Genomic DNA, 14,256 nt, shown 5'->3' with positions numbered 1-14,256 from the left:
GGTCACTGATTTTAAAGTCTGGCGGCCCGAATGATATCGGCAAACACACCCGAGGCGGTAACCTCCGCACCGGCGCCGGCGCCCTTCACCACCAGCGGCTGGTCCACGTAGCGGTCGGTGTAGAAAAGCACCACGTTGTCCTTGCCGCGCAGGTCGTAGAGGTCGTGGCCGGGTGCTACGGTTTGCAGGCCCACGGCGGCGTGGCCATCGGCGTAGCGGGCCACGAATTTCAGGCGCTTGCCAGCACTTGCCGCCGCGGCGTAGAGACGGCGGAAATGGGTTTCGTGCGCCGCCATTTGGGTATAAAAGGCTTCCACGTCGCCCTCCAGGCAGGCGGGCGGCAGGAAGGTGTCGATTTCGATGTCGCTCATTTCCATTACCTGGCCGGCTTCGCGGGCCAGGATGAGGATTTTGCGGGCCACGTCGCTGCCGCTCAGGTCGAGGCGCGGGTCGGGCTCGGTGTAGCCTTCGGTCTGGGCCTGGCGCACCACCTCGGCGAAGGGCCGGGTGCCGTCGTAGTTGTTGAACACGAAGTTGAGCGTGCCGGACAGCACCGCTTCCATGCGCCGTACCACGTCGCCGCTGCGCGTGAGGTCGTTCAGCGTGCCGATGATGGGCAGGGCCGCACCCACGTTGGTTTCGAATAAGTAGCTGGTGTTAAACTCCTTCGACAGGCTTTTCAGGCGGGCGTAGTGCGCGTATTCCGAGGAAGCGGCTACCTTATTACAGGCCACGATGGCCACGCTTTTTTCCAGCAACCCGGCGTAGATACCGGCGGCGGCGGGGTTGGCCGTCACGTCCACGAAGATGGAATTGCGCAGGTTGCGGCCGATGATGAGCTGGGTGAATTCGTCCAGCGTCTGGGCGGGCGCTTCGGCCAGCGCTTCGGGCCACACGGTCAGGTCGAGGCCGTCCTCGTTCACCAGGCAGTGGCGGCTGTTGGCGATGGCCACCACGCGCACCTGCAGGCCCAGCTTTTCCAGCAAATGTGCCTGCTGCTGCGCCAGCTGTCCCAGCAGCTTGCTGCCCACGTTGCCCGGCCCCAGAATGAACAGGTTCACCTGCTTCACGGTGGCTTCAAAAAAGGCCTCGTGCAGCACGTTGATGGCCTTGCGCACATCGGCGGCCCGAATAACCGTCGAAATGTTCTTCTCCGAAGCGCCCTGCGCGATGGCCCGGATGTTCACCCCGTTCTGCCCCAGCGCGCCAAAGAGCTTGCCGCTGATGCCGGGGTGGTCCTTCATGTTTTCGCCCACCAGCGCCACAATGGCCAGCCCGCGCTCGGGCCGCAATGGCTCGATGCGGCCGGCCGCGATTTCGTGCGCGAATTCTTCGTCCACTACGGCCTGCGCCGGAGCGGTGTCCTGCTCGTTCACGCCCACGCAAATGGAGTGTTCCGACGAGCTTTGGGTGATGAGAATCACGTTGATGCGCTCCCGCGACAGGGCCGCGAACAGCCGCTTCGAGAAGCCCGGCACGCCCACCATGCCACTGCCTTCCAGGTTCAGCAGGGCCAGGTTGCCGATGCTGGAAATGCCCTGCACCACAGCAGCGGTGCGCGGCGGACTCACCTCCACCAGCGTGCCGTGGTCGGCGGGAGCGAAGGTGTTTTTAATCCAGAGCGGGATGCCGCGCCGCATCACCGGTTGAATGGTGGGCGGGTAGAGCACCTTCGCGCCAAAGTGCGACAGCTCCATGGCCTCCTGGTACGAAATGCGTGCAATGGGCCGGGCACTGCGCACCAGGCGCGGGTCGGCGGTCATCATGCCGCTCACGTCGGTCCAGATTTCCAGCACCTCGGCGCCGAGGGCGGCGGCCAGGATGGCGGCCGTGTAGTCGGAGCCGCCGCGGCCCAGCGTGGTGGTCGTGCCGTGAATATCGGCGGCGATGAAGCCCGGCACGACCCAGATGTTGGCGTCGTTTTCCGTCTTGAAATCAGTCACCTGTTGCTCAGTGGTGGCCATGTCTACTTCGGCCATGCCAAAACGCGAATTGGTGCGAATAAGCAGCCGGGCATCGGCCCACGCAGCATTCAGGCCTTGGGCCTGAGCCGCCGCCGCAATCAGGCGCGACGACAGCAGCTCGCCGTAGCTCATGAGCTTATCGAGGGTACGATTTGACAATTCGCCCAAGGCAAAAATCCCGTCGCACAAGTGTTTCAGCTCCGCAAATTGCGCGTTGATGGCTTCAATTTCCGTGTCCGGCACCGCGCCCGTCAGCAGCTCCTCGGCGGCCGTGACGTGGCGCAGCTCCAGTTGCTGCAGGGTGATGCGGTAGGTGGCATCGGCGGCCGCGGCAGTGCGGCCGGCCCCAATCAGCACGTCGGTAGTGCCGCCCAAGGCTGAGACTACCATGACAACCGGACTTTGCGCAGCGGCAGTGGCCACAATGGCCAGGGATTTCCGGATATTCTCGGCGGAAGCCACGGACGTGCCTCCGAATTTTAACACTTGCATAAACTCAGGCCGCTCGGCGGATGTTGGGTAATGATTCTGAATGAACGTCCGGCCTACATAGCGGTGTTTAGATTCAGTACCTTTGCAAACTACTGACTAATTCCTGAACACCCGATGCTCGATAAACTAGAAGCCATCAGCCAGCGCTACGACAACGTCAACGAAGAGCTGATGCAGCCCGACGTCATGTCGGACCTCAAGCGTTACAAAGCGCTCAATAAAGAATACAAGGAACTGGGCAAGATTGTGAAAGAATACCGCGCTTACCAGCAGGTGCTCAGCAATATCGAAAATGCGCGTGCGGTAATTTCTACCGAGAAAGACGAGGACTTCCGCCAGATGGCCAAGGACGAGCTCGACGAGCTCCAGCCCGAACAGGAGCGCCTGGAAGAGTCCATCAAGGACCTGCTGCTGCCCAAGGACCCGAACGACTCGAAAGACGTCATCATGGAAATCCGGGCCGGTGCGGGCGGCGACGAAGCCGCCATTTTTGCCGGCGACCTGCAGCGCATGTACATGCGCTTCGCCGAAAAGCAGAACTGGAAAATGGAGCTTATTGATGCCATGGAAGGCACCGCCGGCGGCTACAAGGAAATCATCGTGGCCGTGCGCGGGGAGGACGTGTACGGCAAGCTCAAGTTTGAATCGGGCGTGCACCGCGTGCAGCGCGTGCCGGCCACCGAAACCCAGGGCCGCATCCACACCAGCGTGGCCTCCATCGTGGTGATTCCGGAAGTGGAGGAGTTCGACATCGAGCTGAACATGGGCGACATCCGCAAGGACTATTTCTGCTCCAGCGGCCCCGGCGGCCAGTCCGTGAACACGACGTACTCGGCCGTGCGCCTCACCCACTTGCCCTCCGGCCTCGTGGCCCAGTGCCAGGACCAGAAATCGCAGCTCAAAAACTTCGACAAGGCCCTCACCGTGCTGCGCTCCCGCGTGTACGAAATGGAGCTGGCCAAGAAGAACGAAGCCGACGGCCTCGTGCGCAAAAGCATGATTGGCGGCGGCGACCGCTCGGACAAAATCCGCACCTACAACTACCCGCAGGGTCGCGTCACGGACCACCGCATCGGCTACACGGTCTACAACCTGGCCAGCGTGATGGAAGGCAACGTGGACGACTTTGTGGAGCAGCTCCGCATCGCCGAAAGCGCTGAGCGCCTGCAGGAAGGCGTAACCAAATAAGCCCGTCGCGGCGCGGGCCGGTGCTCGCGCCGTGGTTTGCGCTGCAATACTTCCGTTAGCTTCACCGTTTCCCCGAGGCGCATCTCATCGCCTGCGCTTCCCTCTATGCGCTACCTCTTCCCGCTGTTCCTCGTTCTGAGTTGCCTGCTCACCTTGCTGCCCGGCTGCGAGCCGAAGGAAGACCTGGTGCAAACCGCCGGCAGCCTGGAAATGGGGGCCGATACCGTGCTGTTCGATACGGTATTTACCACCATCCGCACGGTGACAAAGCGGCTATGGGTGTACAACCGCAACAGCGGCGCCGTGAAAACCGACGTGAGCCTGACGGGCACGGCGGGCACCCCTTATTCTCTGCTTATCAATGGCGATGCCGGCCCCTCCGCCAGCGGCGTTACCGTGCGGGGCAAGGACAGCCTGCTGGTGCTGGTGCGCGCCGTGCTCGGCGACAACGGCCAGGCCACCGTAGCCAAAAAGTTTCTGGTGACCGATGAAGTGCATTTCCGCACCAACGGCAACGACCAGAACGTGAAGCTGGTGGCCTATGGCCAGAATGCCTATTTCCACCGGGCCGATATTATTCGCACGGATAAGACTTGGGCTACCGATAAGCCCCACGTCATCATAAACAGCCCGTACATCGCCCAGCCGGGCGCTGCTCCCGTTAGCGTGGGTGTGTATGTGGCAGCTGGCGCTACGCTGCGCATTCCCAAGGGAGCCCGCATTTACTCACACGCCGGGGGCTTAATTCAAGTTGATGGCACGCTGCGAGTGAATGATGATTTCGTGCCCGGCACTGGCACTACCGATACCGTGAAGGCCACCAACCCGAACATCGTGCGCTTTCAGGGCGACCGGCTGGAACCCTTTTACGCCGACGTTCCCGGCCAGTGGGGCGGCATCGTTTTCACGGGCAGCACCCAGAACAACAGCATTCGCTACGCCGAAATCAAGAACGCCACGTTTGGGGCTTTCCTGTATAATCCGAACGCTACCGCGCATCCCAAACTGACGGTGGATAACACGGTCATCCGCAACATTTCCGGCTCCAACCTCTCCTTCGCCAATGCCACGGCCAGTACCGGGGGCGGCATTATAAGCTACTCCGGCGACGTGACGGCCACCAACTGCCTCTTCACCAACTGCGGCGAATACGCCGTGCTGGGAGCCGGCGGCGGCATCTATAATTTCAACTTCTGCACCTTCGCCAACTACACGCCGTCCTTCCACCGCGAAACGTCTTCCCTCACCTTTACCAACAAGAAAGTGACCGACGGCACTCCTTTGCCGCTGACCCTGAACCTGCTCAATTCCATCGTCTGGGGCTCGTTTGAAGACGAGCTATTCCTCGAAAACAACGGCGCTGCTAATTACACGGTCAACGTCCTGAATACGCTGTTGCGCACCAAGGAGTACCAGGCCACCACCAGCACCACCGGCAAGCCCGGCCTGGCCAACACTGCCTACAACAACCTCATCAATGTAGCTGACCCGCTGTTCGTGCGCACTTCCCTCACCATCGGCAAGCCCGATTACCGCCTGCAGGATAGTTCGCCGGCCAAGCGGCGCGCTCCCCTCACGCCTCCATCCACGCCGTCCAATGACCTGCTCAACGTACGGCGCAGCAACCTGAACCTGAACCAGACCAGTCTCGGGGCCTACGAGTAACCGCCAGCGACGAGTTGCTTACTCGACCTGCCCGGCTGCCGCGTAGCGCAGCGTATCAAACAGCACCAGCTTCTGCGTGCCCACCACTTCGTAGTGCCGCAGCTGCCCGTTCTGCAGTTGGAACCGCAGTTGCTTTTGAGCTGAGAACAGCGGGTTATTCTGGATAATAGTTGCGGCTACCTCCTGGGCCTCGTTGCCTCGCTGCACCACCACCAGGCTGGCCACCGGCGCATTGGGCTGGCCGGGCCGGCGGGTGTAGGTGCGGCGCAGCAAGCCACCCGGTAGTGTGGCCGAATCCACCGCATACGCCCCGCGCAAGGCGGCTTTGTTGATATCGGCCTGAAAGAAAATCTGGAGCTCATCGGCCCATTTCACGGTGGGCACGCGCACGGTTTCGGTCGCATTGCCGCGCAGGCTTACATGCTTGGTCACGGCAGCATGGCGTTGGGCCAGCTGCGCCACCTGCTGCGTCAGCAGCCCCTTCACATCGAAGTAGAGCGGCCGGCGGGCAACGGGCGCCGCCGGGCCGGCATCGCCGCAGCCGGCCAGCAGCACCAGCCCAGCCAGCCAGCCCGAAGCCCGCACCATTGCCACGGCTCTCAGCTTACGCATTCGGGGCTGCATGGGGCCGCAGAATGCTCACCCCCGTCATTTCCGCGGGTTTGGGCACGCCCATCAACTCCAGAATGGTGGGGGCCAAATCGCCCAGCTTGCCATCGGCCAGCGTGCCGGTGTAGTCATTGTCGACTAAAATACACGGTACCAGGTTGGTGGTGTGCGCAGTATTGGGCGAGCCGTCGGCATTGCGCATGAACTCGGCATTGCCGTGGTCGGCGATGATGATGCTGGCGTAGCCGGCAGCCAGAGCGGCTTCCACCACGGCGCGGGCGCAGGCATCGGTCGTTTCCACGGCCCGTACCACGGCTTCGAATACGCCGGTGTGGCCCACCATATCGGGGTTGGCGAAGTTCAGCACCACAAAATCAGCCGATTTGGCCTGGAGCTCCGGTATCAGCGCATCGCGCAATTCAGCGGCGCTCATCTCGGGCTGCAGGTCGTACGTCGCCACTTTGGGCGAGGCCCGCATGATGCGCTTCTCGCCCTCGAACTCGTTTTCGCGGCCACCCGAAAAGAAGAACGTGACGTGCGGGTATTTCTCCGTTTCGGCAATACGAATCTGGGTTTTGCCGTGCGCGGCCAGCACTTCACCCAGCGTATTATTCAGATTATCCTTCTCAAAAATGGGCGTCACGCCCACGAAGGTGTCGTCGTAGTTGGTCAGGGTCAGGTAATGCAGGTTCAGGCGCTGCATCTGGAAGGCGTGCATGTCTTGCTGCGTCAGCACTTCCGTGATTTCGCGGCCCCGGTCGGTGCGGAAGTTGAAGGACAGCACCACGTCGCCGTCCTGGATGGTGGCCAGCGGCTGGCCGTCGGCCCCCGTTTTCACGATTGGTTTCAAAAACTCATCCGTAACACCTTCCTTGTATTGCTCCTGAATGGTTTGAATCAAGTTCTGCGAAGGGGTACCGATACCGTGCACCAGCAGGTCGTAGGCCACTTTCACCCGCTCCCAGCGGCGGTCGCGGTCCATGGCGTAGTAGCGGCCCACCACCGAGGCAATTTTAGCCCCGCTGCGCACCATGGATTCTTCCAGCTCGTTCACGTAGCGCACCCCGCTCTTGGGGTCGGTGTCGCGGCCATCCGTAAAGGCATGCACAAACACGCGCCGCACGCCCGCTTCGTGGGCAATGGTGCACAGGGCCTTCACGTGGTCAATGTGCGAGTGCACGCCACCGTCGGAAAGCAAGCCAATGAGATGCAGCGGCTTATCGTTGGCAATGGCGTACTCGAACGCTTTCACCAGGGCCGGCATCTGGCCCAGCTTGCGCTCGCGGATGGACTTGCCGATGCGCACCAGCTCCTGGTCGACCACGCGGCCCGCCCCAATGTTCATGTGGCCGACTTCCGAATTGCCCATCTGGCCCTCGGGCAGCCCCACGGCCTCGCCCGAGGCCTGCAGCGTGCTGTGTGGATACCGCTGCAACAGCTCGTGAAAAAACGGCGTACTAGCCGTATCTACCGCCGACACTGCCGTATTCTGGGCAATGCCCCACCCATCCAGAATCACCAACAAAACCTGTTTATTCATAGCACAAAGATACGGCAGCCCCGCGCCATGGGTTAGAAATATCTACCTTCGCGGTCACTTTCGTTTGCGCTTCTTTTCGTTAAGTTTACTGGCAAGCCCGTCGCCCCTTTTAGTTCCTGGCACCATTTTCGCTTGAAATTCACCGCGTATGACGCATTTACTACCCCAATAATGAAACGTTATTTTGTTAGGACGCTATTTTTAGGATGGCTATTCCTGTTTGGCCTCAGCGCGGCGCACGCGCAAGCCGATAACCTTGGGGCCGTACGTTCGGCTCTGCGCAACGGCTCTTCCCGTGAGCTGTCGCAGTATTTCGCGGCTACCGTCGAGGTCGGCTTTGACGGCGAAAAGCAAGGCTACAACTCGACTCAGGCGGAGATTGTCATCAAAGACTTTTTCTCTAAAAATGCCCCCAGCAGCTTTGAATTCATTCACCAGGGCGAAAGCCAGGAGCACATCCAGTACGCCATTGGCCGCTACACGGGCCGCGGCGGCACCTACCGGGTGTTTGTGAAACTGAAACCCTCGCGCGGCGCGCCGCTGATTGACACGCTGGATTTCACGAAAGAATAATTCTTCGCTTCCTCAACTTGGTAAAGCCCCCGCCGCTCAGGCCTTGTCCTTACCCACATCTTCGAAAAGCGCCGGCCGAGAGGTCGGCGTTTTTTTGTGGGGGTCTTGCGGAGGGGCGTAGTAGCTTGCGGGATGAGTATTTCGACGCATTTCTGCGACCCGCAGTTGTGGGCCCAGACGCGTTTTGGGGGCACGGTGTTGGGCGATGCCCGCCGCAGCCGGCGGGTCGTGACGCTGGCCGCCGGCTGGGCGCGGCAGCCGGGAGCCAGCATTCCGCAATTGAGCGCCGGACAGGCCGGAGCCAGCAAAGCGGCGTACCGCTTGCTGGGCAGCGCAATGGCCACGCCCGAGGCACTCCAGGGGCCGCATCAGGCCGTGGTTCGCCAGGCCTTGCAGGAGCCCGGGACCTGCCTGCTGGTGGAAGACACGACCGAGTTGAGTTGGCCCGACACGGAGGAGCGCCGCCCCGGCCTGGGGCCGGTCGGGCCGGGCAAGGCCACGAGCCAGGGTGTGCTGCTGCATTCGCTGGTGGCCGCCGGCTGGCCGGCGCAGGACCCCGACCCGGCGGCCAAACGGCCCGCCCTGCCGCTGCTGGGCCTGCTCGACCAGCAGTATCACGTCCGCCAGCCGGTGCCGGAAGCCGAAAAAGACCATCCCCACGGCGGCGCGCGCCTGCGCCAGGGCCGGGTCCGCGAGTCGGCGCTCTGGTCCCGGAGCCTGCGCCAAGTGGGCCGCCCGCCGGCGGGCACGCGCTGGGTGGTGGTGGCCGACCGCGGGGCCGACATTTACGAGCCCCTGCAGCAGTGCCAGGCCCAGGGCCTGGGCTTTGTGGTGCGCGCCGCCCAGGACCGGGCCCTGGCGGCCGGCCCTGAGAAAGCCCCTGCCGGGCGGCTCTTCGCCCTGGCGCGGGCCCAGCCGTCCGTGGGCCAGTTTACCCTGGCCTTGCGCGGCCGGCCGGGACAGGCGGCGCGCGAAGTGGGCCTGCACGTGAGTTTCAGCCCCCCGCCAGCCCCGCGCGCCCCCCAGCGGCCGGGAGCTGCCACGGGCAAAGGGGACCCGATTCCCTGCGCCGCGGTGCGGGTCCGGGAAGCCGCTGAAGCTGATTCGGCCACGCCGGGGCTGGAATGGCTGCTGCTCAGCGACCAGCCCATCACGGACTTCGCCCAGGCGCTGAGTTGCGCCCGCCAGTACACGAGTCGCTGGCTGGCAGAAGATTTTCACAAAGCGCTGAAAACGGGCCTGGGGGCCGAAAAGCTACAGCTGCAAACCGCTGAGCGCCTCTTCGCCGCCGTCGCGCTGCTCAGCGTGGTCGCCTTGGCGCTGGTGGATATGCGCGAAAAAAGCCGCCTCCAACCCGACTTGCCGGCGAGGGCAGCGGGGCTGGAGGCGACTTTTTTGCAGGTGCTCACCCTGCGCAGCCCACGGCCGGTGCAGACCGTACGTGACGTGTATTATGCCCTGGCGGGCTTGGGCGGCCACCTGGGCCGCAAAGGCGACGGACCGCCTGGCTGGCAAACCCTCTGGCGCGGACTGATGAGCTTGCGTTTACTCGTCGAAGGCGTCCGGCTCGCCACCCAACTTACCCAGACCTAAAATCTGGGTAAGGACAAGGCCTGATAAGGTCGGGGCTTTTTTTGTGGGGCAATGGCAATTGCGGTCCGCTTTATTCGCCGGGACAAGGGCCGTACCTTTGCGCCGTGCAAACCCCTCTAGCTCCCTATCTCACGCCCGAAGCCCTGACCAGCTTCATCCGCACGGCCCTAGCCGAGGATGTGGGCGATGGCGACCATTCGGCCCTGGCCGCTATTCCCGCTGCGGCGCGCAACCGCGCCCACCTGCTGGTGAAAGGCGAAGGCATCCTGGCCGGCATGGCCCTGGCGCCGTTGATTTTCCACGAAGTAGACCCGGCCCTGCAAATGACCGCGCTGCTCGCCGACGGCGCGCCCGTGAAGCACGGCGACATTGCCTTCACCGTTGAAGGCCCGGCCCGCAGCATTCTCACGGCCGAGCGGCTGGTGCTCAACTGCATGCAGCGCATGAGCGGCATCGCCACCTATACGGCGCACCTGAACACCTTGCTGGCCGGCACCACGGCCAAGCTGCTCGACACCCGCAAGACCACGCCCAACTTTCGCCTCTGCGAGAAGTGGGCCGTGCTCATCGGCGGCGGCGTGAACCACCGCTACGGTCTGTTCGACATGATTATTCTGAAGGACAACCACGTGGACTACGCCGGGGGCGTGGCCCAGGCCATTGCCGCCACTCACGCCTACCTGGCCAAGACCGGCCGGCAGCTGCCCATCGAAATCGAAACCCGCTCCCTCGCCGAGGTGCAGCAGGCCGTGGACGCCGGCGGCATCGACCGCATCATGCTCGACAACATGAACCCCGAACAGCTGCGCGAAGCCGTGGCGCTCATCAACGAGCGCTACCCGACCGAGGCCAGCGGCGGCATCACCGAGCAGACCATTGCCGAAGTAGCCCGCACCGGCGTCAATTATATTTCGGTAGGTGCCCTCACGCACTCCGTGAAGAGCCTGGATTTGAGCTTAAAAGCATTTTGATGTGTTGACTATTTGATGGGTTGATGTGCTGACCGGGCACATTGGCGCATCAACCACGCAGCACATCAACCCACCAGAGAATTAACCTATCAACATCGTGAACCAACCTAACCAACGGGGCGGAGGCGGCGGCTTCCGCCAGGCGCAGCAGGCTTCGCCGCTGGCCATTCGCACCAAGAAAACGCAGTTTACCACCGACAACTACACCCGCCTGGTGATGGTGGAAGTGTGGAAAAAGGACTGGCCCTACGCCCTGATTCCGTTTGCCATCGGCTTGCTGCCGGCTGTGTTCGTGCACTCGTGGTGGTGGCTGGCCCTGTCCCTGGTGCTCACGCTCCTGTTCGTGTTGTTTCGCTCGGCTCAGGTGACGGGCGTGACGCAGATGGAGCAAACCAAGCCGCTGTTTGAGCGCATGAATTTTGAGATGGACCAGAAGCAGATGCTCCTGCGTGTGGGCCCCGAAAAGGCCATGCAACTGACCTGGGATGCCTTTAGCCGCGCCCGCCGCGATGCCGATGCGTACTTGCTCTACTTCAAGCCGGGGCCTGCGCCCGAGGGCATGGCCCCGTGGCGCCTCTGGCTGGCCCGTGCATTTGATGTGCCGATGTTTTTACATTTGCCCCTGCGCATCTTCAATTCGCCCAACGATTTGAAGCTGTTTGAAGCCCTGCTCCGCCGCAAAAACCTGCTGCCCACCGAGGCCGGAGCCACAACCGTTTAGGCGGGCAACCGGTATGCGGGGCGCGGCGGTTCCGAGCACCGCCGCGCCGGAGCCTGGGCTTTTGTTGACTTTCTTTACTTTCTAATTTTACCTTGATGAAATTTACACACACCCTGTTGCTGGCTGCGGCCACCGCCTCCCTGGCCCTGACTTCTTGCAGCAGCGAGCCTTCCGACTGGCGGCCCGGCCAGAAAGTGTCCGTCGATTTGGTTGAGCCCGGTACCCGGGCCGATGACAACTTCGACCATTCGCTGCCGAACGCCTCCGTTGAGAACGCCGAATCGCCGATGATGCAGGAAGCCCGCGACGAAGTGAATGGCACCGATACCAAGTCCGTGCCCTCGGCCGAGTCGGCCATCTCGGCCAATGCCGAAGAAGGCATGCGCAAGCGCGGCAAGCTGAACGACGCCGGCAAATCCGGCCAGGCCGACACGGCCGAAAACGGCCATCAGATTCAGCGCTAAGACGCTCGCAATTGTTGTAGTCCTTATTGGAGTGGCAGCTTTGCCCGCCGGATGGCGGCAGCAAGGCTGCCGCACTTTTTTTTACGTGAAGCAGGGAGCAAAGCCCGGTGGATTTCCGTCCGCCGCGTGCCGGAGCCCTTGTACTTGATTCCTGACTGCCATGGGCTTTGCTATTTTTCTGCTGCTGCTCACGGTACTGGGCGCGGGCGCGGCAGCGGCCTGGGTGCCGGTGGCGCGGGGCAGCCAGTGGCTGAAGCCGCTGCTGGCATTCAGCGGCGCCTACCTGTTCACGCTCACCGTCACGCACATTTTGCCCGAGGCGCTGCAGCTACTGCCCGCGCACCCCGAGCGGGTGGGCTACTGGGTATTGGCCGGTTTCTTTGGGCAATTGCTGCTCGAAGGGCTTTCGCAGGGGGTGGAACACGGGCATGTGCACCACGAGGCCGCTCACGGCCCGCACGATGGGCCGGGGCGGGTGCCCTTTCTCCTGCTGGGGGCGCTGGTGGTGCATTCGTTTCTGGAGGGCAGCATACTGGTGCGCACGCCGGAAGTGGGCCAGATGAGCCGGAATTTTTACGCCATTGTGGTGGGCGTGGCCCTGCACCACATGCCGGCGGCATTCGCGCTGGCCACGCTGTTGCGGCTGCGGCTCGGCGCGTTCCGGCGGGTGTGGCCGGGGCTGCTGATATTCGCGGTGGCCTCGCCGGTCGGCATCATTATCAGCAACTACGTGGTGCTGTCGCAACTGCTCAGCAGTGGCCTGTACGCGGCGCTGCTGGGCCTGGTGGCGGGCAATTTCCTCCACGTCTCCACCACCATCCTGTTCGAAACCAGCCCGGAGCATCGGCTCAACTGGCCCAAGTTGGGCGCTACGCTGGCGGGCCTGCTGCTGGCCCTGGCCGTGGCGTAGTTAGGCGCCGGGAGCCAAAGAACGTCATGTCGAGCGCAGCCGGGATATCTCGCTCGGGATAGTAATTCAATCCTTGAACAACAGATTTACCGTTGCACGCGAGATGTCTCGGCTGCGCTCGACATAACGTTCCACTGTTAACGGAATCACCGGTCAATTAAAATCCAAAACCGGCCCGGTGCCCCGCAAAAAGTCTTCCAGCTGGCGGGCCCGGGCCGTTTCATAATCCAGCGTAGCCTGGAGGCGCACCAACCGCTGGCGCATGGCCAGAATCACATCGAGCGCCTCGGTGGGCAGGCCCAGCTCGTGATGAAGACGAGCCAGCCGGGGCAACTCATCGGGCTCATCAACGATAACGGTTTCGGGCGCGGAAGCGGCGCGCAGCAAACCGGCTTGCAGGAACTCGCGCAAAGCCGCCGGTGCCAGGCCGTAGCGAATATTGCATTCCTGAAAAGTAAGGACAAGAACTTGCGTTTCCATAGCGGTAGGTACAACGGGTTAAGCTTCGGGACGAAGAGCGGCCAGCTGCTGAATCAGCTCCTTCTCCAGGTCAGTGAGGTGCTGGGGCAACGTCAGGTTCAGGCGCAGGTACAGGTCACCAAACTGGCCTTCTTTCTTGTATACGGGCAGGCCTTTGCCCTTCAGGCGCAGGCGGGTGCCATTGGCGGTTTCGGGTTTGAGCTTGATTTTGACGGAGCCGCTGAGGGTTTCCACCGTTTGCTCGCCGCCCAGCAGCGCCTTGTAGATGCTCACCGGCACGTCCTGGGTCAGGTCGTTGCCGGTGCGGGCGTAGCGGGCGTCGGGCTGAATGCGGAAGGTGATGAGCAGCGAGCCGCTGGGACCGCCGTTGCGGCCGGGGCCGCCCTGGTCGCGCAGCCGGATGGTCTGGCCATCGGCCACGCCGGGCAGAATGGTGAGGCGCAAGGCTTTGCCATTCACCGTGATGGTCCGCGGGCCGCCGTGGTACACGTCTTCCAGGGTCAATTCCAGCTCGGCCTGGTAGTCACCACCCGCACCGGGCCGGCTGCCGCTCCCGGCGCGCCCGCCGCCCATGTTGCCAAACAGCGAGCCAAAGAAATCCGAGAAATCCTCGCCTTGGCCAAAGGGGCTGCCGCCCCCGCCGCCCGGGCCCTGGGTGTACTGGCTCCAGTCGAAGCCGGCCCCGGGCTGGCCCCCGCGGCCCGCCCCGCCGCCCGGCTGCTGCTGGTAGTGCTGCCAGTCGGCTCCAAACTGGTCGTACTTCTTCCGTTTTTCGGGGTCGCTAAGGACTTCGTTGGCCTCGTTTAATTCCTTAAATTTTTGCTCGGCCCCTTTGTCGTTGGGGTTCACGTCGGGGTGGTGCTGGCGGGCCAGCTTGCGGTAAGCCTTCTTGATTTGCTCAGGGGTAGCCGTTTTTTCAACGCCCAGCACCTTGTAATAATCTTTATAATCCACTGCCTGCGAGTTTTAAGTGTTAAATGCTGAATGGCGCGCCGTTGGTTACCTCTTCGCTGCCCTCGCCTACTACGAGCAAGGTTACGCAAATTCAACATTCAATACGTAATATCCACGCTTTCCTCCACGGGA

Annotated in this window: 13 protein-coding genes; 8 read left to right on the top strand and 5 right to left on the bottom strand. The window is 62.6% G+C overall.

Annotated features, from left to right (window positions below; genetic code table 11):
• Positions 1 to 11 precede the first annotated feature (11 nt).
• Entirely contained in the window at positions 12 to 2,456 is a 2,445-nt protein-coding gene (gene thrA / locus J4G38_RS02610; RefSeq protein ID WP_210518280.1) for a bifunctional aspartate kinase/homoserine dehydrogenase I, read from the bottom strand.
• 114 nt (positions 2,457 to 2,570) lie between these two features.
• Between thrA and prfA the strand changes: the two genes are divergently transcribed.
• Both prfA and J4G38_RS02600 read left to right on the top strand, forming a co-directional pair.
• Positions 2,571 to 3,644, top strand: coding sequence for a peptide chain release factor 1 (prfA, locus tag J4G38_RS02605; protein WP_210518278.1), 1,074 nt, complete (start codon positions 2,571 to 2,573; stop codon positions 3,642 to 3,644).
• Positions 3,645 to 3,749: 105 nt separating this feature from the next.
• Positions 3,750 to 5,309, top strand: coding sequence for a hypothetical protein (locus J4G38_RS02600; protein WP_210518276.1), 1,560 nt, complete (start codon positions 3,750 to 3,752; stop codon positions 5,307 to 5,309).
• Between the two features lie 18 nt (positions 5,310 to 5,327).
• Here the strand turns inward: J4G38_RS02600 and J4G38_RS02595 are convergent, their stop codons facing one another.
• Together J4G38_RS02595 and gpmI are read right to left on the bottom strand one after the other, a co-directional pair.
• Positions 5,328 to 5,921 (bottom strand): hypothetical protein, encoded by a 594-nt coding sequence (locus tag J4G38_RS02595; protein WP_210518274.1) that lies wholly within the window; start codon positions 5,919 to 5,921, stop codon positions 5,328 to 5,330.
• A complete protein-coding gene (gpmI, locus tag J4G38_RS02590) occupies positions 5,914 to 7,458 on the bottom strand; it encodes a 2,3-bisphosphoglycerate-independent phosphoglycerate mutase (RefSeq protein ID WP_210518272.1) in 1,545 nt (514 codons plus the stop codon). Before gpmI ends, J4G38_RS02595 begins: the two co-directional genes overlap by 8 nt.
• Before the next feature lie 171 nt (positions 7,459 to 7,629).
• Between gpmI and J4G38_RS02585 the strand changes: the two genes are divergently transcribed.
• The 6 genes from J4G38_RS02585 to J4G38_RS02560 all read left to right on the top strand — a co-directional run bounded on the left by J4G38_RS02585 (position 7,630) and on the right by J4G38_RS02560 (position 12,690).
• Positions 7,630 to 8,031: a DUF4783 domain-containing protein gene (locus J4G38_RS02585; RefSeq protein WP_210518271.1), complete on the top strand. Its 402-nt coding sequence runs from the start codon at positions 7,630 to 7,632 to the stop codon at positions 8,029 to 8,031.
• Between the two features lie 132 nt (positions 8,032 to 8,163).
• Positions 8,164 to 9,624 (top strand): IS4 family transposase, encoded by a 1,461-nt coding sequence (locus J4G38_RS02580; protein ID WP_210518269.1) that lies wholly within the window; start codon positions 8,164 to 8,166, stop codon positions 9,622 to 9,624.
• 104 nt (positions 9,625 to 9,728) lie between these two features.
• The gene (gene nadC / locus J4G38_RS02575) at positions 9,729 to 10,595 is read left to right on the top strand and encodes a carboxylating nicotinate-nucleotide diphosphorylase (protein ID WP_210518267.1); all 867 of its coding nucleotides are present in this window, start codon (positions 9,729 to 9,731) and stop codon (positions 10,593 to 10,595) included.
• 97 nt (positions 10,596 to 10,692) lie between these two features.
• Positions 10,693 to 11,316 (top strand): hypothetical protein, encoded by a 624-nt coding sequence (locus tag J4G38_RS02570; RefSeq protein ID WP_210518266.1) that lies wholly within the window; start codon positions 10,693 to 10,695, stop codon positions 11,314 to 11,316.
• A gap of 95 nt (positions 11,317 to 11,411) precedes the next feature.
• Positions 11,412 to 11,780: a hypothetical protein gene (locus tag J4G38_RS02565; RefSeq protein ID WP_210518264.1), complete on the top strand. Its 369-nt coding sequence runs from the start codon at positions 11,412 to 11,414 to the stop codon at positions 11,778 to 11,780.
• 160 nt (positions 11,781 to 11,940) lie between these two features.
• Positions 11,941 to 12,690 carry a ZIP family metal transporter gene (locus J4G38_RS02560; protein ID WP_210518262.1) on the top strand — a complete coding sequence of 250 codons (750 nt, stop codon included), beginning with the start codon at positions 11,941 to 11,943 and terminating at the stop codon, positions 12,688 to 12,690.
• Between the two features lie 153 nt (positions 12,691 to 12,843).
• Here the strand turns inward: J4G38_RS02560 and J4G38_RS02555 are convergent, their stop codons facing one another.
• Together J4G38_RS02555 and J4G38_RS02550 are read right to left on the bottom strand one after the other, a co-directional pair.
• Complete coding sequence (locus J4G38_RS02555) at positions 12,844 to 13,170, bottom strand: hypothetical protein (RefSeq protein WP_210518261.1); 327 nt, start codon at positions 13,168 to 13,170, stop codon at positions 12,844 to 12,846.
• Positions 13,171 to 13,188: 18 nt separating this feature from the next.
• Positions 13,189 to 14,124, bottom strand: coding sequence for a DnaJ C-terminal domain-containing protein (locus tag J4G38_RS02550; RefSeq protein WP_210518259.1), 936 nt, complete (start codon positions 14,122 to 14,124; stop codon positions 13,189 to 13,191).
• Between the last annotated feature and the right edge of the window lie 132 nt (positions 14,125 to 14,256).

The organism is Hymenobacter terricola (assembly GCF_017921975.2).
GTDB classification, from domain to species: Bacteria; Bacteroidota; Bacteroidia; order Cytophagales; family Hymenobacteraceae; genus Hymenobacter; species Hymenobacter terricola.
Note: the sequence above shows the minus strand (reverse complement) of the source record. Positions and strands in the feature narration are given on the sequence as shown.

Excerpts from the sequence above, each read along its gene's own strand:
- prfA (WP_210518278.1), top strand. The coding sequence starts at position 2,571 with ATGCTCGATAAACTAGAAGCCATCAGCCAGCGCTACGACAACGTCAAC.
- J4G38_RS02600 (WP_210518276.1), top strand. The coding sequence starts at position 3,750 with ATGCGCTACCTCTTCCCGCTGTTCCTCGTTCTGAGTTGCCTGCTCACC.
- J4G38_RS02580 (WP_210518269.1), top strand. The coding sequence starts at position 8,164 with ATGAGTATTTCGACGCATTTCTGCGACCCGCAGTTGTGGGCCCAGACG.
- J4G38_RS02560 (WP_210518262.1), top strand. The coding sequence starts at position 11,941 with ATGGGCTTTGCTATTTTTCTGCTGCTGCTCACGGTACTGGGCGCGGGC.
- J4G38_RS02595 (WP_210518274.1), bottom strand. The coding sequence starts at position 5,921 with ATGCGTAAGCTGAGAGCCGTGGCAATGGTGCGGGCTTCGGGCTGGCTG.
- J4G38_RS02585 (WP_210518271.1), top strand. The coding sequence starts at position 7,630 with ATGAAACGTTATTTTGTTAGGACGCTATTTTTAGGATGGCTATTCCTG.
- thrA (WP_210518280.1), bottom strand. The coding sequence starts at position 2,456 with ATGCAAGTGTTAAAATTCGGAGGCACGTCCGTGGCTTCCGCCGAGAAT.
- J4G38_RS02565 (WP_210518264.1), top strand. The coding sequence starts at position 11,412 with ATGAAATTTACACACACCCTGTTGCTGGCTGCGGCCACCGCCTCCCTG.
- J4G38_RS02555 (WP_210518261.1), bottom strand. The coding sequence starts at position 13,170 with ATGGAAACGCAAGTTCTTGTCCTTACTTTTCAGGAATGCAATATTCGC.
- gpmI (WP_210518272.1), bottom strand. The coding sequence starts at position 7,458 with ATGAATAAACAGGTTTTGTTGGTGATTCTGGATGGGTGGGGCATTGCC.